The organism is Roseovarius sp. B-10, assembly GCF_056859295.1.
In genome coordinates, this window is record NZ_JBSXOE010000032.1 from 250,856 (window position 1) to 272,176 (window position 21,321).

A 21,321-nucleotide genomic window follows, 5' to 3' on the forward strand; every position below is an offset into this window, starting at 1 on the left:
CCGCGCGCCATGAAAAGAGGCGCGACCCGCAGGCCGCGCCTCCGCTACCGCGGACCTGTAAAGATGCCTACTCGATCTTCGGCAGCAGGCTCGTCACGCTGGCCTTGGCATCGCCATAGAACATCCGCGTGTTCTCCTTGAAAAACAGCGGATTCTCGATGCCGGAATAGCCGGTGCCTTGCCCGCGCTTGGAGACGAACACCTGCTTGGCCTTCCACACCTCCAGCACCGGCATTCCGGCGATGGGGCTGTTGGGGTCGTCCTGCGCCGCCGGGTTGACGATATCGTTGGAGCCAATGACGATCGCCACATCCGTGTCGGGGAAGTCCTCGTTGATCTCGTCCATCTCCATGACGATGTCGTAGGGCACCTTCGCCTCGGCCAGCAGCACGTTCATGTGCCCTGGCAGGCGACCGGCCACCGGGTGGATGGCAAAGCGCACGGTCTTGCCCTTTGCCCGCAGCTTGGAGGTGAGGTCCGAAACTGCCCCCTGCGCCTGCGCCACCGCCATGCCATAGCCCGGCACGATGATCACGCTGTCGGCCTCGTTCAATGCCTGCGCCACGCCGTCGGCGTCGATGGCGACCTGTTCGCCCTCGATCTCGGCCGCAGGGCCCTGCGATCCGCCAAAGCCCCCGAGGATGACGCTGACAAACTGCCGGTTCATCGCCTTGCACATGATGTAGCTCAGGATCGCACCGGAAGAGCCGACCAGCGCGCCCACGACGATCAGCAGGTCATTGCCCAAGGAGAAGCCGATCGCCGCCGCCGCCCAGCCCGAATAGCTGTTGAGCATCGAGACGACCACCGGCATGTCGGCCCCGCCGATCCCCATGATCAGGTGATAGCCGATAAAGAACGCCAGGAGCGTCAGCAGCACCAGCGTCCACACGCCCGCGCCGCCGAGATACATCGCCGCGAACAGCAGCGACAGCGCCGCCGCACCGGCGTTGAGCACATGCCCGCCCGGCAGCTTCCTGGCCGCGCCGTCCACCTTGCCGGCGAGCTTGCCATAGGCAATCACCGAGCCGGTGAACGTGACCGCGCCGATCCAGATGCCGAGCATCAGCTCGACCTTGAGGATATTCACTTCCACCGCCGTCTTCTTGGCGAGGATGGCAGCAAAGCCGGTAAACTGCTTGGCGAATGCCGCGGCCTCCGCGCTGATCTCCTCGGGCCTGGGAAAGGCGAGCCCTTGGTCGGCAAACGCTTCCGCCACGCGCCCCAGCTCGAGATCGGCATTGAACCCCACGAACACCGCCGCAAGGCCCACGAGGCTGTGCATGATCGCCACCAGCTCGGGCATCTGCGTCATCTGAACCCGCGTGGCGAGCTGATACCCCACCGCCGCGCCACCGGCGATCAGCACCACCGACAAGAGCCACAGCCCCTGCCCCGGACCGGCCATCGTCGCCAGAACGGCGATGGTCATGCCCGCGATCCCGTACCAGATGGCGCGCTTGGCGCTTTCCTGTCCGCTCAACCCCCCAAGGCTGAGGATGAAGAGAACCGCCGCGACCGCATAGGCCGCTATCGTGAATCCGAAATCCATGATCCCCTCCGCCTTATGATTTCTGGAACATGGCGAGCATCCGCCGTGTCACGAGAAAGCCGCCGAAGATGTTGATCGCGGCCATGAACACCGCGAGCGCGGCGAGGATCGTGATGAAGATTGAGCTCGACCCGATCTGTATCAGCGCGCCGAGGATGATGATCGACGAAATCGCGTTCGTGACCGCCATCAGCGGCGTGTGCAGGCTGTGGCTGACATTCCAGATCACCTGGAAACCGACGAACACCGCCAGCAGGAACACGATGAAATGCTGCATGAAGCTCGCCGGCGCCACGAGCCCGACGCCAAGCACCAGCGCGCCCCCGATGGCCAGCAGCGTCACCTGCCTCTTGGTCTGCGCCTTGAACGCCGCGATCTCCTGCGCGCGTTTTTCTTCGGCGGTCAGTTCCTTTGGCTTTTCCTTCGCGGGCGCAGCGGCAATCGCGGCCACCTTGGGCGGTGGCGGCGGCCAGGTGATCTCGCCCTTGTGCGTCACGGTGGAGCCACGGATCACGTCATCCTCCATGTCATGCACGGCCTGCCCGTCCTTCTCGGGGGTCAGGTCGGTCATCATGTGGCGGATGTTGGTGGCATAGAGCGTGCTGGCCTGCGTCGCCATCCGGCTCGGGAAATCGGTATAACCGATGATGGTGACGCCGTTTTCCGTCACGATCTTGTCGTCGGCGACGGTGAGCTTGCAGTTGCCACCTTTCTCGGCGGCCAGATCGACGATCACCGAGCCACGCTTCATGGATTTCACCATGTCCTCGGTCCACAGCTCCGGCGCCTCGCGGTTGGGAATGAGCGCGGTGGTGATCACGATATCCACCTCCGGCGCCAACTCGCGGAACTTGGCAAGCTGCGCCTCGCGGAATTCCGGGCTCGACACCGAGGCATAGCCGCCCGAGGCCGATCCGTCCTGCTGTTCTTCCTCGAAATCGAGATAGACGAACTCGGCGCCCATCGATTCCACCTGCTCGGCCACTTCCGGCCGCACGTCGAACGCGTAGGTGATCGCGCCGAGGCTGGTGGCCGTGCCGATGGCGGCCAGCCCGGCGACGCCGGCGCCCACCACGAGCACCTTGGCCGGAGGCACCTTGCCCGCCGCCGTGATCTGCCCGGTGAAAAAGCGACCGAAATTATTGCCCGCCTCGATCACCGCGCGGTAGCCCGCGATATTGGCCATCGAGCTCAGCGCGTCCATCTTCTGCGCGCGGCTGATGCGCGGCACCATCTCCATCGCGATGACGGTGGCGCCCTTCTTGGCGGCGGTTTCCAGCCCGGCCTCGTTGCCGCCGGGGTTGAAGAACGAAATCAGGGTCTGCCCCTCGCGCAGCCGTTTCAGCTCGGTCTCGGTGGGCACGCGCACCTTGGCGACCACGTCGCTCGCCTTCCACAGCGCGGCGGCGGTCTTGATGATCTCGACCCCGGCCTCCTCGTAGGCCGCATCCGAGAAACCCGCGCGCTCGCCCGCGCCGGTCTCGATCGCGCAGTCATATCCCAGTTTCTGAAGCTGAAGCGCAGAGTCCGGCGTCATCGCGACGCGGTTCTCACCCTCCATCACCTCCTTTGGCGTTCCGATCTTCACGTTTCCTGTCCCCCTCTGGCAGATCCTGTCTGTCGATGGCCGCCGGTCATCCGGTGCCGGGTCGGTTTTCACGAAAGCGGTTATTTCACACTATTTTGCGACTTGCGATATCAAGTTTGCCGCAGGCGCTACAGCCAACGCCGGGTTTTTTCGCAATAGCGGGCGAAATCGGCCCGGAACGTGCGGCGCATCCGGTTCTCCTCGGGGATCACGAATCGTCGCTCGATCACCCAGACGAAAACCGGGATCAGCGGCAGCGCCAGCACCGCGTCCCAGCGCAGGATGAATCCTGCGAGGATCAGCGCGTCGCCCACGTAGATCGGGTTGCGTGATCGTTTGAATATGCCCGACTGTATCAGCCGCTCGGGTGTCTCGTGCGGCACGATGGTGGTCTTGTGCTTGCGGAACTCCATTGCCGCCAGCGCGATCAGCAGCACGCCGCCGCCCACCAGCACGCCGCCCGCGAAATCCACCCATCCGCCGCCGAGGCTCAGGCCCATCGGTGCCCACGTCGCCTGTGCCCACGCCAGCACGAGAAAGCCCACGAGCCAGACGGGGGGCATGTCGATCCATTTCAGCATTCGCGCGGTTCTCCGGGACAGGTGTCAATGGCACCATGCACGGGATGGCGGGGATGTCAAAAACCGCGTGACGCCCGGTGCCAGCGGGAGTGACGAGGGCGCTTTGGATCGCGGGCGCATCTGGCCTGTTGCCGCCATTCGCATTAGCCGCGCATTGACGGGCCGAGGCGCGGCGATCCCACGGTCGTTCTGCCGCACTTTATGGCAGCCAAATCCGAAAAAGGCCCAAGCGGCGCGCAGGTTGCAGCCTAATCGCCGGGCCGTCACGCCAAAGGCGTGCCGCCTGTATCGGCGCACCTCTGGTGCGACGGGGCGGCCCGGCGATGCGCGGCGGCGCGCGGGGCGCGCCTCCGCGCATGGTCACCAAGACCTCAACGATCACTACAGGCCATACCCGGCCCCCTCACCTTCCCCTTCCCCCCTCCCCGTGTGACCGCTACGCTGCCCGCAACCAAACCGGAGGCCCCATGACACTCGACGGCAAACACGCTCTCGTCACCGGCGGCGGCACAGGCATCGGCCTCGCCATCGCCCGCGCACTCGCCAATGCAGGGGCCGAGGTCACGATCACGGGCCGCCGCGCGGAGGTACTCGACGCCGTGGCCGGCCCGCGCCTCCATCCGCAGGTCATGGACGTGACGGACGAGGCGAGCGTCACCCAGGGCGTGGCCGCAGCGGTCGCGGCACGCGGCCCGGTGCAGGTCTGCATCCCCAACGCAGGCATCGCCGAGGGTCGCGCGCTCCACAAGACCGATACCGATTTCTGGCGGCGCATCATGGCCACCAATCTCGACGGGGCGTTCTGGACGATCCGCGAATGTCTGCACGACATGCGCCGCGCCGAGTGGGGCCGCGTCGTCGCCGTCTCCTCCATCGCCGGACTGCGGGGGCTCAAGGGCGCGTCGGCCTACACCGCGTCCAAGCACGGGCTGATCGGCCTCGTGCGCGCCCTTAGCGAGGATTACCTCGGCACGGCCCTCACCTTCAACGCGGTCTGCCCCGGCTATGTGGATACCGAGATCGTCAGCCGCAACGTGGCCTCGATCGCCGCGCGGGCGGGCGTGACCGAGGATGCCGCCCGCGCCACCATGATCGCCACCAATCGCCACAACCGCCTGATCGCCCCCGACGAGGTGGCGCAGGCCGTGCTATGGCTGTGCGGCCCGGGATCGAGCAGCGTCAACGGCCAGTGCATCGAGATCGCGGGCGGACAGGTCTAGGGGGCACGGGATGACCGATTTCGAGGCAACGCGCGCCATGTTCCACCTCCCCGAGGGGGTGATCTATCTCGACGGCAACTCGCTCGGCCCCCTGCCCCGCGCGGCCAGCGCCCGGATGGCACGGGCGATGCAGGACGAGTGGGGCGAGATGCTCATCACTGGCTGGAACCGCGCCGGATGGATGGCGCAACCGCGCGCCCTGGGCGACCGGATCGGGCGGCTGATCGGGGCGGAGGCGGGGTATGTGGTCCTCGGCGACACGCTGTCGATCAAGGTCTACCAGGCGCTCGCCGCCGCGCTCGACCTGCGCCCCGACCGTCGCGTGATCCTCTCCGACAGCGGCAATTTCCCTTCCGATCTCTACATGGCCGAGGGGCTGATCCGGGCGCTGGACCGCGGCCTTGAGCTGCGCGTCGTCGCCCCCGAAGAGGTGGCCGACGCCATCACCGAAGAGGTCGCCGTGACGCTGCTCACCGAGGTGGATTACCGCACCGGGCGGCTCCACGACATGGCCGACCTGACGGCGCGCGCCCACGCGGCAGGGGCGCTCACGGTCTGGGATCTGGCGCATAGCGCAGGCGCGCTGCCGGTGGACGTGGCAGGGACAGGCGCGGATTTCGCCGTCGGCTGCACCTACAAGTATCTAAACGGCGGCCCCGGCGCGCCCGCCTTCATCTACGTCGCCCCGCGCCATGCGGACACGGCCTTTCCGGCGCTCTCGGGCTGGCTGGGTCACGATGCGCCCTTTGACTTCGAGCCCGCCTACCGCCCGGGCGCGGGCATCGAGCGGATGCGCGTGGGCACGCCACCGGTGCTCGCCATGGCCGCGCTCGAAGCCGCGCTCGATGTCTGGGACAGGGTGGACATGGCGGATTTGCGCGCGCGCTCCATTGCGCTCAGCGAGATGTTCATCACCGGCGTCGAAGCCGCCTGCCCGATGCTCACGCTGGCCAGCCCGCGCGATCCGTCGCGGCGCGGCAGCCAGGTCTCGTTCCGATTCAAAGAGGGCTATGCCGCCATGCAGGCACTGATCGCGCGCGGCGTGATCGGCGATTTCCGCGCGCCCGACATCATGCGCTTCGGTTTCACGCCGCTCTATGTCGGCGAAGCGGAGGTGCGGGCAGCCACCCGCATCCTGACGGAGGTGATGCAGGGCCGCCTCTGGGACGATCCGGCCCATCGCAGACGCAACGCCGTGACCTGAGCGTCCGGCCCTCCGACTGACCCGAGATTCGACACAATACGCCCCAATTTGAACAGAATGTGCACCCATTGCGGCCGCACCGGCACTGTATCCGTTTTGGAAACAAGACGGGAAACAACGCAAATCCCGTCCAGCCAGTTGGCGCAGACCAGCGGCGATGAGGAAGGAACAGGCAGTGCCGACATACACGGTGAATATCTACAACAACGACCCGTTGTTCATCCTGTCCGGAACGGTCGGCAATACCGCGAGCTGGACCGGAGAGGCCAATCCGTCCGGCACCGCGACGATTACCGACAACGAGCCGGGCCTCGAAGGCCAGACCATCGACAGCAGCGGGTCGGGCGGCGAGAGCGCCACTGCAGACATCACGGTTGGCGGCGACACCTCGACTGGAGCGGGCATCTATGCCGAAGAAAGCTGGACCCTGCGCGATACGGTCACCGGCGATACGTTCAACGTCATAACGTTCCGAGTCACCAGCGGCAGCGCGACCGGCTATTATACCCTGTCAGAGACGCCGCTTGTCACCGGGCGCAGCTATGAGACGCTCGACCATGACACCGATCCCGATGTGACCGCGGGCAATCCGGCTTTCAGCATCGACGACTATGTGGAGGCCGGGTTCGAGGTCGACGGGACCACAGGCGATGACAATATCGACGCGAGCTACGTGGATGCCGACGGCGACTCCGTCGGCGGGGGCAATGACACTGTCCTGGCGGGGGCAGGCAATGACACCGTATTCGCGGGCGCAGGCGATGACACGGTGTCCGGCGGCACCGGCAACGATTCGATCCATGGCGGCGATGGCGATGACAGCCTTGTTGGCGCGGACGGCGATGACACGCTGATTGGCGGCGCGGGTGCGGATACGCTTAGTGGCGGTGCCGCGCTTGATATTGTCGATTATTCCGCCTCGGACGCGGCAGTGAATGTCGATCTCAGCACCGGCACCTATGGTGGCGGCGATGCGGAGGGCGATACCGGCTCTGGAATCGACGGAATCATCGGATCGGATTTCAACGACACGCTGACCGGCTTTGACGGCGTTTATGACGGCGGCAACACCACCAATTACATCGACGGCGGCGCGGGCAATGATTTCATCGACGGGCTTGACGGCGGCGATACGCTGATCGGCGGGGCGGATAATGACACCGTGCTTGGCGGTGGCGGCGACGACGAGCTCTACGGCGACGGCACCAGCGCCCGCTGGGCCTACGAGGTCTACACGCAGGATTTTTCCTCGGCCAACGGGCAGGCCTTCACCATCGAGAACGGCACGCTCGCAGGCTCTGGCACGCAGGACACGCTCGATATCGACGCGCTTGGTCAGGCGGCCACCGGGCAGGGCGATCCCAACGATTTCGGCGTCATCTTCACCTCGACGCTCTACGCGCCCGATGCGGGCACCTACCGGTTCACCACCACCTCCGACGACGGCTCAACCCTCCGCATCCTGGATTCGCAGGGCGACCCGCTCGACTTCACCAACCAGACCGGCAATGACGGCCCGTTCCTCGACAACGACTATCACCAGGCCCCCACCACGCGCTGGGGCGAGGTGACGCTGGAGGCGGGTCAGACCTACACGATCGAGGTGCGCGTCTGGGAGAACGCCGGGGGCGAGGTGTTGTCGGGCACGGTCACAGCACCGGGCGGCACCGAAACGAGCCTCGATGAAAGCCCGCTCATCCTCGGGGTCGAGACGACCGCGGGCGATGACAGCCTCGACGGTGGCGCGGGGGCCGACCTCCTGTTCGGCGGCGGCGGCGACGATACGCTCGTCGCGGGCGAAAACGACACGCTGGTGGGGGGCGACGGCGATGATCTGTTCATTCTCGGCAACCAGACGGAAACCGGCGACGGCACGATCTCGATCACCGGCGGCGAGGGCGGCGAGACGGGTGGCGACACGCTGCAACTGACCGCCGATGTCGGCCAGGACGACATCACCTTCACCAATACCGACGACGCGGCGGGCGGCCTGTCGGGCAATTTCACCCTGTCCGACGGCACGGCGGTCAGCTTCTCCGAGATCGAGAACATCATCTGCTTCACCCCGGGGGCCCGCATCCTCACCGAACAGGGCGAGCGCCCGGTCGAGGGCCTGCGCCCCGGCGACATGGTCATCACCCGCGATCACGGGGCGCAGCCGCTGCGCTGGGTCGGGCGACGCACGGTGCCGGGCACTGGCCGCTTCGCACCGGTCCACGTGGCCGCGCATGTGCTCGACGGGGCGTGCGCGCCGCTCACCGTGTCGCCACAGCACCGGTTCCTGTTCACCGGCTACAAGGCCGAGTTGCTCTTTGGCTGCGACGAGGTGCTGATCGCCGCCAAGCACCTGGTGGACGGACAGGCGGTGACGCAGACCGATCAGGCGGCGGTCACCTACATCCACCTGATGTTCGACCGCCACGAGGTGATCTATGCCGAGGGCGCCGCGACCGAGAGCTTTCATGTCGGCGATATCGGCCTCTCGGCCATCGCCGGGGGCGCGCGCGAAGAGCTCTTCGCGCTCTTTCCCGAATTACGCTCCCACCCAGAGAGCTATGGTCCCACCGCGCGCCCCTGCCTGCGCCGCCACGAGGCGCGGCTCTTGATGCCCGCCGCGTGACCGGGCGGCACGGATACCGACGCAATCCCGACAAGATGCCGACACGATATCCCTGCCCCGCCGTCGAATTGCCTCGACCGCGCCAAATGCAGGCCAAACGGAGGCATTAACCATCTGGAGTGAACCGGCGGTCTAGACTGCGCCGCCTCTCGGCGCGGCCGCGTTATCCGAGCTGGAAAGTGATGTCATGCCCATTGCAAGCGAGCTAAACGTCAACACCTCTGCCACCGCGATGGACATGGCCAACACCATGTTCGGTGACGGCGTCACCGTCGTCTCGGCAAGCTACAGCGGCGCCGGGGGGGCCTCGGGCACCTACTCGGGCGGCACCGGCACCCTGGGCGAGATCAGCCCCGGCGACGAGGGCGTGATCCTCTCGACCGGGCGCGTGACGGATTTCACCAACAGTCTCAGCCTACTGAACACCAACACCGCTCCCGACACCTCGACCGACTGGGGTAGCGATGGCGAAGACGACGGGGACGACGACGACGACGACGATGACCAGTACAGCGGCGGCGATGACCAGCTCGAAGCGATTTCGGGACAGCAGATATTCGACGCCGCCATCCTCGACGCCACCTTCGTGCCCGAGGGCGACACGCTGACCATGCAGCTCGTGTTCTCCTCCGAGGAATACCTGGAATACGTCAACTCGGGCTTCAACGACGCGGTGGGCGTCTGGGTCAACGGGGCCTATGTCCCGTTGGAGCTCGCACAAGGCGGCAGCACCGACATCACCATCGACACGATCAACGACACGTCCAACGCCAACCTCTACCGCGACAACGCCGGCGACCAGTTCAACACCGAGATGGACGGCACCACCGTGGTGCTGTCGCTGACCGCCCCGGTCAACCCGGGCGAGGAAAACGACATCCGCATCGCCATCGGCGATGGCGGCGACGGCGTGTATGATTCCAACCTGCTCATCATGGCCGACTCGGTTCAGACGATGAACATCGCCGAGCTTGACACGCTGGCGCAGGGCCCCAACACCACGCAGATCCACAACATTCTCGCCAACGACCAGGGCGACGGGCACACCATCACCCATATCGACAATACCGCCGTCAGTCCCGGCGATACCGTCACCCTCGCCACCGGCGAGCAGGTCACGCTCAACGCCGACGGCACCATCGCCATCACCACGGACGGCGATATCGGAACCAACACATTTACCTATTCCACGGTGGACGGGAACGGCACCCCCGCCACCGGCTTCGTCAGCATCGAAACCACGACCACGCCGCCCGATTTCATCGTCGAAGGCACCGGCGCGGGCGAGGTGATCGACACCGACTACACGGGCGATCCCGAGGGCGACATGATCGACGCCCTGGACCACTCCGACGCCTCCAACGACGATTCCGTTCAGGGCGGCGGCGGCGATGACACCATCCTGTCGGGCGCGGGCAACGATACCGTCGATGGCGGCGCGGGCGATGACGTGATCGACGGCGGGGCCGGGGCCGACACCCTCATCGGCGGCACGGGCAACGACAGCTTTCTCATCGCGCAGGGCGACAGCGCCGAGGGCGGCGAGGGCGACGACACCTTCACCCTCGCCGAGGTCGAGGGCGAGAGCGGGGCCATCGACATCACCGGCGGCGAGGGCGACGAGACCGACGGCGATACGCTGATCCTCACACCGGACGTGGGACAGGGCGACATCACCTTCACCAACGAAGACGATGACGCGGGCGGGCTGTCGGGCAATTTCACCCTGCCCGACGGCACGCTCGTGACGTTCTCCGAGATCGAGAACATCATCTGCTTCACCCCCGGCACGCGCATCCTCACCCCCCGCGGCGAGCGCCCGGTCGAGACGCTGCGACCGGGCGACATGGTCATCACCCGCGATCACGGGCCGCGGCCCGTGCGCTGGACCGGGCGGCGCACCGTGCCGGGACGCGGCGCGTTCGCACCCGTGCGCGTGGGTCCTGCGATCTTCGGCACCGGGACGGGCGGGTTACTGGTATCGCCGCAACACCGCCTGCTCGTCACCGGCTACCATGCCGAACTGCTGTTCGGCTGCGACGAGGTGCTGGTCGCCGCCAAGCATCTGTTGGGCGGCACCGATGCCTGCATCGCACCTTGCAAGGCAGTCACCTACATCCACCTGATGTTCGACCGCCACGAGGTGATCTATGCCGAGGGCTTCGCCACCGAGAGCTTCTTTGCCGGCGACGCGGCACTTTCGGCGGTGGACGTCGCCGCGCGCGAGGAACTGTTCGCGATCTTCCCGGAACTGCGCAGCACCGCGTCGCGCCACCGTGAAACCGCGCGCCCCTGCCTGCGCGCCCGCGAGGCGACCCTGCTGCGCGAACGCCTCGCGGACTGCGCCGCCTGACCGCGCGTCTGACGCTCAGGCCATCTGCCGCAGCGGCGTGCCCGCCTTCGCCGCCCAATCCCGCACCGCATCGCCGAAGGCGGTAAACAGCGGGCGGCTGACCGGGTCGTTGGCCGCATTCCACTCCGGGTGCCACTGCACCGACAGGGTAAAGCCCGGCGCACCGCGCACATAGAGCGCCTCGGGCGTGTCGTCATGCGCCCAGCCGTCGATCACGATATCGCGCCCGGCGGCGATCACACCCTGCCCGTGCAGCGTGTTGGTCATCACTTCCTCGGCCCCCATCAGCCGGTGAAACACGCCGCCGGGCTGAAACCGCACCTTGTGGCGCAGGGCGAACTGCTCTTCCATGGTGCCCTCGGGCGGCATGCGGTGATTGTCGCGCCCCGGCAGCTCGCGGATCTCGGGGTGCAGAGTGCCACCCATCGCGACGTTGACCTCCTGGAAACCGCGGCAAATGCCCAGGAACGGCTGCCCCCGCGCCACGCAGGCGCGCACCAGCGGCAGGCTGATCGCGTCGCGCGCGCGGTCGAACGCGCCATGCGCCTCGGTCGGTGTCTCGCCGTATTCCTCGGGATGGACGTTGGGCCGCCCGCCGGTCAGCAGGAACCCATCGCACACCTCCATCAGCTCGGCCACCGAGACGAAGCGCGGATCGCTCGGAATGATGAGCGGCACGCAATCGGCCACTTCCGCCACGGCGGCCGAGTTGATCGTGCCTCCGGCATGGGCCGGGTAGCGGTCGTTGATCTCGTAGCTGTTGCCGATGATGCCGACGACGGGGCGCGCCATGGTAGTCCTTCTTGGTGGCTCTGCTGCACGATATAAATCAAGGTATAGCGCGAAACGAAATAACGAAAGGGCACTCCGCGCACAGGTGCCCGTGCGATGACGCGGATTTGCGCAGGGTGGTTGACGGTTTGCTCATTTTTTCCCGCCATGATGCGCGCGTGGGTGGCGTGGCCGGACCCCCGCCATCCGCATCCCGGCGGGCCCCGGTCGCGTCGTCCACACCGCGCCCCGCTGCGCCGTCACCGCCCGCCCGCGCCGGGGGAACGCCCCGTTGCAGCCCCTCTCCGATCCGCCTAGGGTCGCGCCGACGCTTGCAGGAGAGACCGGATGAAGGACGCCGCACCCCAGCCCATCTATCTGAGGGATTACACGCCACCCGCCTATCTCGTGGACGCGGTGCACCTGACCTTTCACCTCGACCCGGAAAAAACCCGCGTTATCAGCAAGATAGCGTTTCACCCCAACCCTGACGCCGCATCGCGCACGTTCTTTCTGCATGGCGAGAACCTGCGCCTGATCGGCGCGCGCATCGACGGTACGACCATCTCGCCCGAGGTGACAGAAACAGGTCTCACCGCCGATGTCCCCGACGCGCCCTTCACCTTCGAGGCCGAGGTCGAAATCGACCCGGCGGCCAACACCGCGCTTGAGGGGCTGTATCTCTCGAACGGCATGTTCTGCACACAATGCGAGGCCGAGGGCTTTCGCAAGATCACCTACTACCCCGACCGCCCCGACGTGATGGGCGTCTTTACCGTGCGCATCGAGGGCGACATGCCGGTCATGCTGTCCAACGGCAACCCTGTGGCGCAAGGCGACGGCTGGGCGGAATGGCACGATCCGTGGCCGAAACCGGCCTATCTCTTCGCGCTGGTGGCGGGGGATCTCGTGGCGCATCCCGACCGCTTCACCACCCGCTCTGGCCGCGAGGTCGATCTCAACATCTGGGTGCGCCCCGGCGACGAGGACAAATGCGCCTTCGGCATGGAGGCGCTCAAGAAATCCATGACATGGGACGAGGAGGTCTATGGCCGCGAATACGATCTCGACCTGTTCAACATCGTCGCGGTGGACGATTTCAACATGGGCGCGATGGAGAACAAGGGGCTCAACATCTTCAACTCCTCCTGCGTGCTGGCCAGCCCCGAGACCGCCACGGATGCCAATTTCGAGCGGATCGAGGCAATCATCGCGCATGAGTATTTCCACAACTGGACGGGCAACCGCATCACCTGCCGCGACTGGTTTCAGCTTTGCCTCAAGGAGGGGCTGACCGTCTATCGCGACAGCCAGTTCACCGCCGACATGCGCTCGGCCCCGGTCAAGCGCATCTCCGACGTGATCGCGCTCCGCGCGCGCCAGTTCCGCGAGGATGCAGGCCCCCTCGCCCACCCCGTCCGACCCGAAAGCTTCATCGAGATCAACAACTTCTACACCGCGACCGTCTATGAGAAGGGGGCAGAGCTCATCGGTATGCTCAAGCGGCTTGTGGGCGACGAAGACTATTACAAGGCCCTCGATCTCTACTTCACCCGCCATGACGGTCAGGCCTGCACCATCGAGGATTGGCTTCAGGTGTTCGAGGATGCGACCGGCCGCGATCTCGCACAGTTCAAGCGCTGGTATGCGCAGGCGGGCACGCCGCGCCTGCGCGTCACCGACAGCTTCGAGAACGGCACCTATACCCTTCATTTTGAACAGGAAACACCGCCCACGCCGGGCCAGCCCGACAAATCCCCCCGCGTCATTCCCATCGCCGTCGGCCTGCTCGGCCCCAATGGCGACGAGGTGGTCCCCACCCGCGTCCTCGAGATGACCGAGGCGCAGCAGAGCTTTTCCTTCGACGGGCTCGCGGCCCGGCCCGTGCCCTCGATCCTGCGCGATTTCTCGGCCCCCGTGATCGTCGAGCGCGAGACCACCAATGCCGAACGCGCCTTCCTGCTCGCCCACGACACCGACCCCTTCAACAAGTGGGAGGCCGGGCGCGCACTGGCGCGCGAGACGCTGCTGGCCATGATCCGCGACGGCGCGGCCCCCGACCCGGCCTATCTCGACGCGGTGCACACCATGCTGCGCGACGAGGCGCTCGACCCGGCCTTCCGCGCCCTCGCCCTCGGCCTGCCGGGCGAGGACGAACTGGCGCAGGCTCTGTCCGAGGCGGGCGAGACGCCCGACCCGCAGGCCATCTGGGAGGCGCGCGAGGCGCTCGACATCACCCGCGCCGACGCCATGCAGGGCACGCTCGACGCGCTCTACACGGCCCATCAGGTCAGCGCCCCCTACCGCCCCGACCCCGATCAGGCCGGCGCGCGGGCGCTGGCCAACGCCGTGCTCGGCCTCATCACGCGGCGCGATGGGGGCGCGCGGGCGCTGGTGCAATACGACGCCGCGGACAACATGACCCAGCAACTCGCGGCGCTCGGCTGCCTGCTGCGCGCGGGCAAGGGCACAGAGGTGTCGGACGCCTTCTACCGGCAATGGCGGCACGACCGGCTGGTGCTCGACAAGTGGTTCGGGATGCAGATCCTCACCGCCGGTCCTGCCGAGGCCGCCGAGACCGCGGCGCGCCTCACCGAACATCCCGATTTCACCATCCGCAACCCCAACCGCTTTCGCGCGGTGCTGGGCGCGCTGGCCGGATTTCCCGCCGGGTTCCACCATGTTTCGGGGCGCGGCTACCGGCTGATGGCGGATATGCTCATCGCGCTTGACCCGCTCAATCCCCAGACAACGGCGCGCATGTGCGCGGCCTTTGAGACATGGCGGCGCTACGACGCGGAACGGCAGGACATGATTCTCGCGCAGATCGACCGCATCCTCGCCGCACCGGGGCTCAGCCGCGACACCGCCGAGATGCTGGGCCGCATACGCGAGGCCTGACCGGGCCCGGCGCGGGCCGCGTCGGCAATTCCCCGCCTTCACCCAAGGCGTGCCCAGATTTGGCCGAAAAGGCCCGGCAGGCTGTGCCCTATCCAGCTCGCCGGAGACGCCATGACATTCGACCCGATCGCCCCGTCTGAAAGCCCCCGGCGCACCGAGCGGCGCAAACCGGCACGGGCGCCCGTGTTCGCGCGGCTACTGCGGCGGCTCGGCCTCGCACGGCCGCGCGCCGATATCGACAGCCTCGCGCGGCGCATCCTGCTGCCCACGCTCCCAATCAGCGACGAGGAACACGCCCGCATTCACTTTCACGACGCGGGCCAGCGCCTTGCCCGCCAGGAGGACTGGGCGCGGCTTGCCGAGCGAATCGCAGAAGCGGACGCCGCGCGATTGCACACGCCGGGCGGCGAGGCGGCGGCGGGGCTGCTGGCCGAAGGCGCGCGCGCCGATGCGGTGGCCGCCGCCGGGGACGCGGTTCACGACGCGCGCACGCCCGACCCCGCCGGGCTCGACGCGCTCGAACAGGTCCGTGCCGATCATCCCGACAGCTATCCCATCGCACTCGTGATCGCGCTCACGCATATGGATATCGGCCGGGCGTGGCGCATGTGCACCGCGAAAGGCATCGCCAAGCCGGACCGAGAGGCACATTTCCTCGACCACTTCCGGCGCGCCGAGGACCTGCTCGGCCCCTTCGACGCCGAGACCCACGACGCCCCCTCGCTGGCGGCGGCGCAATGCGCCCTGCTCGCCGCGCGCCCGGCGCCCCGGCGACGGGTGGCAGACGATTATGCCCGGCTCATCGCGCTCGACCCGGGCAGCGCGCGGCACCTGCGCGCGCTTGGCGAGGCGCTGCTGCCCTCGCGCTTCGGCACCTTCGCCGAGCTTGAGCTGGAGGCAAGGCGCATGGCCGCGCAGACCGGCGCGCACCACGGGGCGGGGGCCTATACCTGGGTCTGGTTCGACGCGCTCGCCATCGAGCCCGACGGTCTCGGCACCGTCGACGCGGAGTTCTTCGTCGACGGGCTGCACGCCATCGCCGTGCAGGCCCCCGACCAGCACATCATCAACGAGATCGCCGCCTTCTGCGGCCTCACGATGGCCCCGCGCACCGGCACAGCGCGACTGCCCGCCGCGCAGGAGAAGGCGCGCGCCACGATCCATGCCTGCCTCGACTGGCTGGTCGCGCAGCACTTGCACGAGCTGCACCCGCTGATCTGGTCGCAGGCGTTGATCGGGCCGGGTCCCACCCCGTCGCTGCCACCGCGCCGCGCACTGGTGACCAGGGGGCGGCAGGCGGCACTGCGGGTGATCGCCGAGCGCTTTGCCGACGAGATCGCCGATGGTTGCGCGCTCGGCTTCTCGAGCGCGGGAATGTATCGGCTTCCCGCGCTCTGAACTGGCCGACCTTGCATCTTGTGGTTGATCGCGGCCTCGCGGTCCTGTTCGTGCACACATCCCGATGACGGAGGCTGACAAGCGCGTGAAGCCCGGGGTTGGCGCATTGTTTGCGCCATCTGGCGTGCCAATCTTGGACACGTGGGGAAAAGAAACCATTCGGAGGCCGCGCGCGATGCAATTTTCTCGAAAGATGATCCTTTTCGCCGCCCTGGGCTTCGCCCTGCCGGCCCATGCCGCCGATCCCGAACGCGGCGAGCGCCTGTTCCGGGCGTGCACCGCCTGTCATTCCGTCATCGACGAGACCGGCTCGGCGCTCGTGCGCGGCGGGCGCACCGGGCCCAATCTCTACGGCGTGATCGGGCGCCATGCGGGTAGCGTGCCGGGCTTTCACTATTCTCCCTCCATGACCGAGGCCGGGCAGCGCGGGCTGCGCTGGAACGAAGCCGATTTCGTGGTCTACGTGCACGACGCGACCGCCTTCCTGCGCGGCTATCTCGACGACCCCGAGGCGCGCGGCAAGATGGCCTACAAGCTGCGCGACGCGGACAAGGCGCGCGATGTCTGGGCCTATCTGGAACGCATCGCCGCCCCGTGAGCGCCCGCAGCCTGCCAAGCGCCGCCCACGTCCCCCGGGGCCACGCCGTCGCCACCGGACACCGCGTCCCGGGTATCCCCGGGCTGCGGTCCGGTATCGGCGTCTGGGCATATCCTGACCTTCCGATCCGCCCCGGCGGCGCGGGCGGTCCCGTCGCACTGGCCGCCGTCCACATCCCCGGCGTCTTGCAACCCTGGCGGCATCTGCCCACTGCCCGAGGGCGCCTCGTCCTGCGCGATGTGGAGCCTGTGACAGCCGCGCCCGGCAGCCTTTGCCGCGTATAGTGCGCGGTCGGCGTCATCCATGATTTCGCCGGGCGCGCGGCCCGGGTCATCACGGCTGAGCGTCGCGCCGATGCTGGCCGAGATACGACAGGTCAGCGTGCCGTCGCTCACCGGCTCCTCCAGCGCCGCGACGAGCCGCCGGGCGACGGTCTCGACCGCGCCGGTGGTGTCGATACCGGGCAGCAACAGCACGAACTCGTCGCCGCCCACGCGCGCGATCACGTCCCGGGCGCGCACTACCGACAGCATCCGCCGCGCCGCCACGCGCAGCACGAGGTCGCCCGCCGCATGGCCGTGGGTATCGTTGACCTGCTTGAAGAAATCGAGATCGAGATGCAGCAGCGCGAACGTTCCGCCCTCCTGGACCGCCTGTGCCAGCAGCGCATCGAAGGCGCGCCGGTTGCGCAATCCCGTGAGCGTGTCGGTCAGCGCCTCTTCCTGCGCCGCGCGCCGCGCCCCTTCGAGGCGGCGGTTGAGCCTGCGCGATTCCTCCATCGCCACGGTCTTGGCCTCGAGCAGGTAAAGCATCTCGGTCGCCAGATCGGTCACCGCGAAATCCGCGCCGCTGAGGCCGAAATCGCGCACCGCATCGACCACCGAGATGCCAAAGGCGAGGTTGACCACCATCGCGCCCCCGGCTCCGCCCGCATCCTCGGGCGCCAGCAGGCAAAGCTGCCCCTTGAGCGCATAGCGCGGGCGCGACCGCAGCCGCAGGCGCAGCCGCGCCCCGTCAAGCGCGCGCAGCGCGGCGACGCCCTGCACGGCCCTTGGCCGGGTCAGCTCGAACAACTCGAGAAACCGCCGGCCGATCATCGGCTCGGGCGCCACGATCTTGGTCAGCGTCGGCCCGCCGCCGATGACGTGCCCGGTTGGGCCGATGACCACGTGCATGGGACAGAACCGGTCGAGCATCGCCACCTGCGCCAAGGCTTGCATCTGCGCAGCCGCGCCGCTCATGGCGCGGCCCGTCCGCTGGCGAGGTCAAAGTCCCGCCCGTCGGCAAAGGCCACGTCGAGCAGGTGCACCTCGATGATCTCACGCGTGGCGTCGCAGCCGCGGTAATCGAGCAGCACCAGCGCCCCGTAATCGTCGGCCATCGCGCGCAGCATGCCCAGCAGAACCGGCCCGAATCGCAGCCCCGCGCCATCTGCGCGCGCCATCTCCACGCGAAACACCCCCGCGCCCTGCATGTAAAGGCTGATGGCGGGCAGGTCGAGCTCGGACATGGCGAGCCGCGCCCGGTCGGGCAGGTCCTCGAGCGATTCGAGGAACTCGGCGAAATCCACCCCGCCGAAGCGCAACAGCCGCCGGATCGCCTCGGACCGGGGCTGCGCCACGAGATAGGTGCCGAGATCCTCCAGCAGGTCGGCGGACGACCGTGAAAACCGTGCCGCGACCGCCTCGACCAGGCGCGCCGTCACCCCCGGATCGCACGGCATCAGCGGCTCGAACGCGGACTCGTTGATCCCGAGGCGCGCCATCACCTCTTCCCACACGGGAACGCCGTAGCTGTCCCTGACGAAACACGCGATCGCGCGGTTGATCAGCCCGTTCATGGCCCTCTCCTTGCCGGTGCGCGCAGTCTGGCAACCAGAGTTTAACATTCCCTGAACGCCCGCCGCTTGTCAGCGCACCGGGGGCCTGCTACCACCGCCGCCATCCGTTGGGGTGCCCTGCAGGGGGCTGAGAGGCCGCGCCAACCCATCGAACCTGACCCGGCTCGCACCGGCGGAGGGAACGGAGACGCGCGCAAGCGACCTGCCCTGTCCCCCGCCCAACCAAAGGACCGGCCATGCAAGCCGCCACGCCGCCCGCGCTCCTCATCGACGGCACCGCCACGATCGGCGGCGCGCCGCTCTTCGGCCCGCTCCGGCTCGAGGCGGCGGCGGGGCGGATCACCTGCCTTCTCGGCCCCTCCGGCATCGGCAAGACCACGCTCCTGCGGCTGGTGGCGGGGACCGACGAGGTGACGCGCTTCGACGGGACCATCACCGCCTCCGACGGCGCGCCGGTCACCGGGCGCGTGGCGCTCATGGCACAGGGGGCCGACCTGCTGCCCTGGCTCGACGTGACCGGCAATGTCACCCTCGGCGCGCGGCTGCGCGGCACGCGGGCCGATCCCGCCCGCACCCGCGACATCCTCGCCCGCACCGGGCTGTCAGAGCACGCGCACAAACGGCCCCACGCCCTCTCCGGCGGGCAGCGGCAGCGCGTGGCGCTCGCGCGCACGCTGATGGAGGACCGCCCCCTCGTGCTGCTCGACGAGCCGTTCTCGGCGCTCGACGCCGGCACCCGCGCGCAGATGCAGGAGCTGGGCGCGCAGCACCTTTCGGGGCGCACCGTGCTGATGGTCACCCATGATCCGGGCGAGGCCGCGCGCATGGGCCATGCCATCCACATCCTCGGGGCGGATGGGCTCGAGACCGTCGCGCCCCCCGCGGCCCCCGTGCCCCGGCCCGTGGACGATGCCGGGACGCTCGAAGTGCAGGGCCGCCTGCTCGCCCGGCTGCGCGCCACAGGGGCGGCGGCATGAGCCGGCTCATCCCCATCGCCGCCTCCACCGCGCTGGCGCTCGCGCTGTGGCAGGCGCTTGTCACGCTCACGGGCCTGCCGCCCTTCATCCTGCCGGGGCCGGGCCGCGTGGCCGAGGCGCTGTGGCACAGCCGCGCGCTGATCGCCGGGCACGCGGGTGTCACCATCGCCGAGGTGCTGATCGGGCTGGCACTGGGGGCGATACTGGGCGGGCTCTCGGCCATCGGCCTCGCCGCCTCGCCGCTGGCGCGCGGGCTGATCCGCCCGATGATGGTGTTCTCACAGGCGATCCCGGTCTTCGCCCTCGCCCCCATCCTGACGCTGTGGCTGGGCTACGGGCTGTGGTCCAAGATCGCCATGGCGCTGCTGATCATCTACTTCCCGGTCACCTCGTCGTTTTTCGACGCACTGATGCGCACCCCGCAGCCCTGGCTCGACCTCGGGCGCGTGATGGGGGGCTCGCCCGCGCGGCTGATGTGGCATATCCGCGTGCCCGCCGCCCTGCCCGGCTTTGCCTCGGGTCTGCGGCTGGCGGCGGTCTACGCCCCCATCGGCGCGATCATCGGCGAATGGGTGGGGGCCTCCAAGGGGCTTGGCTACCTCATGCTGCTGGCCAATGGCCGCGCGAAAATTGATCTGATGTTCGCCGCCCTCATCGTGCTGGCGGTGTTCACCCTTCTGCTGCACCGCGCCGTGGACGCGGCGTGCCGGAGGTGGCTGGATGGGACGGCGGCGGGGTGACCCCCGGCCCTGTGCGCATCATGGCGAAGCCATGAGGCCGAGGACGTCGAGGGCGGCCTAGGACCCATTTTGCCGGATGCTTCAACTTGCACCCACGGCAGCAATGCGTAGCAAGCTTAGAAACAATCGAACAAGCTGCTTCAGGCGGGAATTAGTAGATTCTTAAAACCTCAACAAATCAAGGTTGATCGGCCAGCAGATTGACTCTGGTCAAGTGTGATCACGACGGAAGCATGTATCCTGAATGTGCGCGGTTTCTTGCACCCCAAGGATGCTCGGAAAATGAAACACTTCAAAAAAATTGGTCTATCAGTCGGCGCTGTGTTTTGGGCAGTTTGCGTGAACGCCCAGCAGCTTGACCCGCATTTTGTATACGAACAGAACTGCGCAGCTTGTCACGCGCCGCATGCCGGAGAGTTTGTCGCTGAGAAGTTGGCCATAACTAATATCGGCCTTGTTGGAAAAATTTCGGGTCGCCTTGTCCGTGATTTTCTGGAGGCAGGTCACGGCAAGCTATCAGACGAAGAAATCGACGTTCTGATTGAGCAGTTCGAGTTTATTCACGATTCTGGCGCCCTGTTCAGAAACAAGTGCGTTATTTGCCATGACAATGCTGCCAAGTTTGCGCGCATCAAGTTGATTTTGCGTGACGATGTACTGACCGGTCGTTACTCGAATAGAGACGTCGCAGAGTTCCTACTGAATCACGGGCGACTTGATGAGTCTGAGGCTCAAAAGATGGTCGAGGTTCTTACGCGCCAGCTTTTGGTAAAGTAATCGAACTAGGAGCTTGCTTACGCATCGGTTCCGACGTTTTTGCGCTTTCTAATGATAGACCGCTACTCACAGCAGGACTTGCCCTCTTGGATCGGTGCGCGCGGAAAAGGTGCATAGAGTAAAGCGGCCCAAGTCTCCCGAAAAACCGTCAGGAGCCTCTCGCCGTCAGGGGCACGCCTTCCGGGGCGGTTGCCCCCTTTT

At 67.3% G+C, this 21,321-nt stretch carries 16 protein-coding genes and 1 riboswitch; of the genes, 10 read left to right on the forward strand and 6 right to left on the reverse strand.

Features of this window, described 5'->3' with window-relative positions:
- Positions 1 to 67 precede the first annotated feature (67 nt).
- The 3 genes from AC13D8_RS10280 to AC13D8_RS10290 all read right to left on the reverse strand — a co-directional run bounded on the left by AC13D8_RS10280 (position 68) and on the right by AC13D8_RS10290 (position 3,721).
- Complete coding sequence (locus AC13D8_RS10280) at positions 68 to 1,552, reverse strand: NAD(P)(+) transhydrogenase (Re/Si-specific) subunit beta (protein WP_104018859.1); 1,485 nt, start codon at positions 1,550 to 1,552, stop codon at positions 68 to 70.
- A gap of 13 nt (positions 1,553 to 1,565) precedes the next feature.
- A complete protein-coding gene (locus AC13D8_RS10285) occupies positions 1,566 to 3,140 on the reverse strand; it encodes a Re/Si-specific NAD(P)(+) transhydrogenase subunit alpha (RefSeq protein ID WP_482968748.1) in 1,575 nt (524 codons plus the stop codon).
- 128 nt (positions 3,141 to 3,268) lie between these two features.
- Positions 3,269 to 3,721, reverse strand: a complete 453-nt coding sequence (locus AC13D8_RS10290; RefSeq protein ID WP_482968749.1) for a methyltransferase family protein — start codon at positions 3,719 to 3,721, stop codon at positions 3,269 to 3,271.
- 467 nt (positions 3,722 to 4,188) lie between these two features.
- Between AC13D8_RS10290 and AC13D8_RS10295 the strand changes: the two genes are divergently transcribed.
- The 4 genes from AC13D8_RS10295 to AC13D8_RS10310 all read left to right on the forward strand — a co-directional run bounded on the left by AC13D8_RS10295 (position 4,189) and on the right by AC13D8_RS10310 (position 11,118).
- Positions 4,189 to 4,941 (forward strand): SDR family NAD(P)-dependent oxidoreductase, encoded by a 753-nt coding sequence (locus AC13D8_RS10295; RefSeq protein ID WP_482968750.1) that lies wholly within the window; start codon positions 4,189 to 4,191, stop codon positions 4,939 to 4,941.
- Between the two features lie 10 nt (positions 4,942 to 4,951).
- The gene (gene kynU / locus AC13D8_RS10300; protein WP_482968751.1) at positions 4,952 to 6,145 is read left to right on the forward strand and encodes a kynureninase; all 1,194 of its coding nucleotides are present in this window, start codon (positions 4,952 to 4,954) and stop codon (positions 6,143 to 6,145) included.
- Between the two features lie 175 nt (positions 6,146 to 6,320).
- Positions 6,321 to 8,765 carry a Hint domain-containing protein gene (locus tag AC13D8_RS10305; RefSeq protein ID WP_482968752.1) on the forward strand — a complete coding sequence of 815 codons (2,445 nt, stop codon included), beginning with the start codon at positions 6,321 to 6,323 and terminating at the stop codon, positions 8,763 to 8,765.
- A gap of 187 nt (positions 8,766 to 8,952) precedes the next feature.
- Complete coding sequence (locus AC13D8_RS10310) at positions 8,953 to 11,118, forward strand: Hint domain-containing protein (protein ID WP_482968753.1); 2,166 nt, start codon at positions 8,953 to 8,955, stop codon at positions 11,116 to 11,118.
- Positions 11,119 to 11,133: 15 nt separating this feature from the next.
- On the opposite strand, the gene AC13D8_RS10315 is transcribed toward AC13D8_RS10310, so the two are convergent.
- The gene (locus AC13D8_RS10315; protein ID WP_482968754.1) at positions 11,134 to 11,910 is read right to left on the reverse strand and encodes a gamma-glutamyl-gamma-aminobutyrate hydrolase family protein; all 777 of its coding nucleotides are present in this window, start codon (positions 11,908 to 11,910) and stop codon (positions 11,134 to 11,136) included.
- A gap of 327 nt (positions 11,911 to 12,237) precedes the next feature.
- Here AC13D8_RS10315 and pepN point away from each other — a divergent pair, with 327 nt between their 5' ends.
- The 3 genes from pepN (at position 12,238) to AC13D8_RS10330 (ending at position 16,786) form a co-directional block, all read left to right on the forward strand.
- On the forward strand, positions 12,238 to 14,790 hold the full coding sequence (gene pepN / locus AC13D8_RS10320) for an aminopeptidase N (RefSeq protein WP_482968755.1): 2,553 nt from the start codon (positions 12,238 to 12,240) through the stop codon (positions 14,788 to 14,790).
- Between the two features lie 111 nt (positions 14,791 to 14,901).
- Positions 14,902 to 16,188: a hypothetical protein gene (locus AC13D8_RS10325; protein ID WP_482968756.1), complete on the forward strand. Its 1,287-nt coding sequence runs from the start codon at positions 14,902 to 14,904 to the stop codon at positions 16,186 to 16,188.
- A gap of 193 nt (positions 16,189 to 16,381) precedes the next feature.
- Positions 16,382 to 16,786: a c-type cytochrome gene (locus AC13D8_RS10330; RefSeq protein ID WP_482968757.1), complete on the forward strand. Its 405-nt coding sequence runs from the start codon at positions 16,382 to 16,384 to the stop codon at positions 16,784 to 16,786.
- On the opposite strand, the gene AC13D8_RS10335 is transcribed toward AC13D8_RS10330, so the two are convergent.
- Positions 16,759 to 18,027 (reverse strand): diguanylate cyclase domain-containing protein, encoded by a 1,269-nt coding sequence (locus tag AC13D8_RS10335; RefSeq protein WP_482968758.1) that lies wholly within the window; start codon positions 18,025 to 18,027, stop codon positions 16,759 to 16,761. The two genes, AC13D8_RS10330 and AC13D8_RS10335, sit on opposite strands and share 28 nt — an antisense overlap.
- Complete coding sequence (locus tag AC13D8_RS10340) at positions 18,024 to 18,626, reverse strand: heme NO-binding domain-containing protein (RefSeq protein ID WP_482968759.1); 603 nt, start codon at positions 18,624 to 18,626, stop codon at positions 18,024 to 18,026. The genes AC13D8_RS10335 and AC13D8_RS10340 overlap by 4 nt, the downstream gene beginning before the upstream one ends.
- 98 nt (positions 18,627 to 18,724) lie before the next feature.
- A riboswitch (TPP riboswitch) is annotated at positions 18,725 to 18,824 on the forward strand.
- Between the two features lie 38 nt (positions 18,825 to 18,862).
- Here AC13D8_RS10340 and AC13D8_RS10345 point away from each other — a divergent pair.
- The 3 genes from AC13D8_RS10345 to AC13D8_RS10355 all read left to right on the forward strand — a co-directional run bounded on the left by AC13D8_RS10345 (position 18,863) and on the right by AC13D8_RS10355 (position 21,120).
- Positions 18,863 to 19,603: an ABC transporter ATP-binding protein gene (locus AC13D8_RS10345; protein WP_104018848.1), complete on the forward strand. Its 741-nt coding sequence runs from the start codon at positions 18,863 to 18,865 to the stop codon at positions 19,601 to 19,603.
- Positions 19,600 to 20,343: an ABC transporter permease gene (locus tag AC13D8_RS10350; RefSeq protein ID WP_129432915.1), complete on the forward strand. Its 744-nt coding sequence runs from the start codon at positions 19,600 to 19,602 to the stop codon at positions 20,341 to 20,343. Before AC13D8_RS10345 ends, AC13D8_RS10350 begins: the two co-directional genes overlap by 4 nt.
- A 282-nt stretch (positions 20,344 to 20,625) precedes the next feature.
- Positions 20,626 to 21,120, forward strand: coding sequence for a c-type cytochrome (locus AC13D8_RS10355; RefSeq protein ID WP_482968760.1), 495 nt, complete (start codon positions 20,626 to 20,628; stop codon positions 21,118 to 21,120).
- Positions 21,121 to 21,321 lie beyond the last annotated feature (201 nt).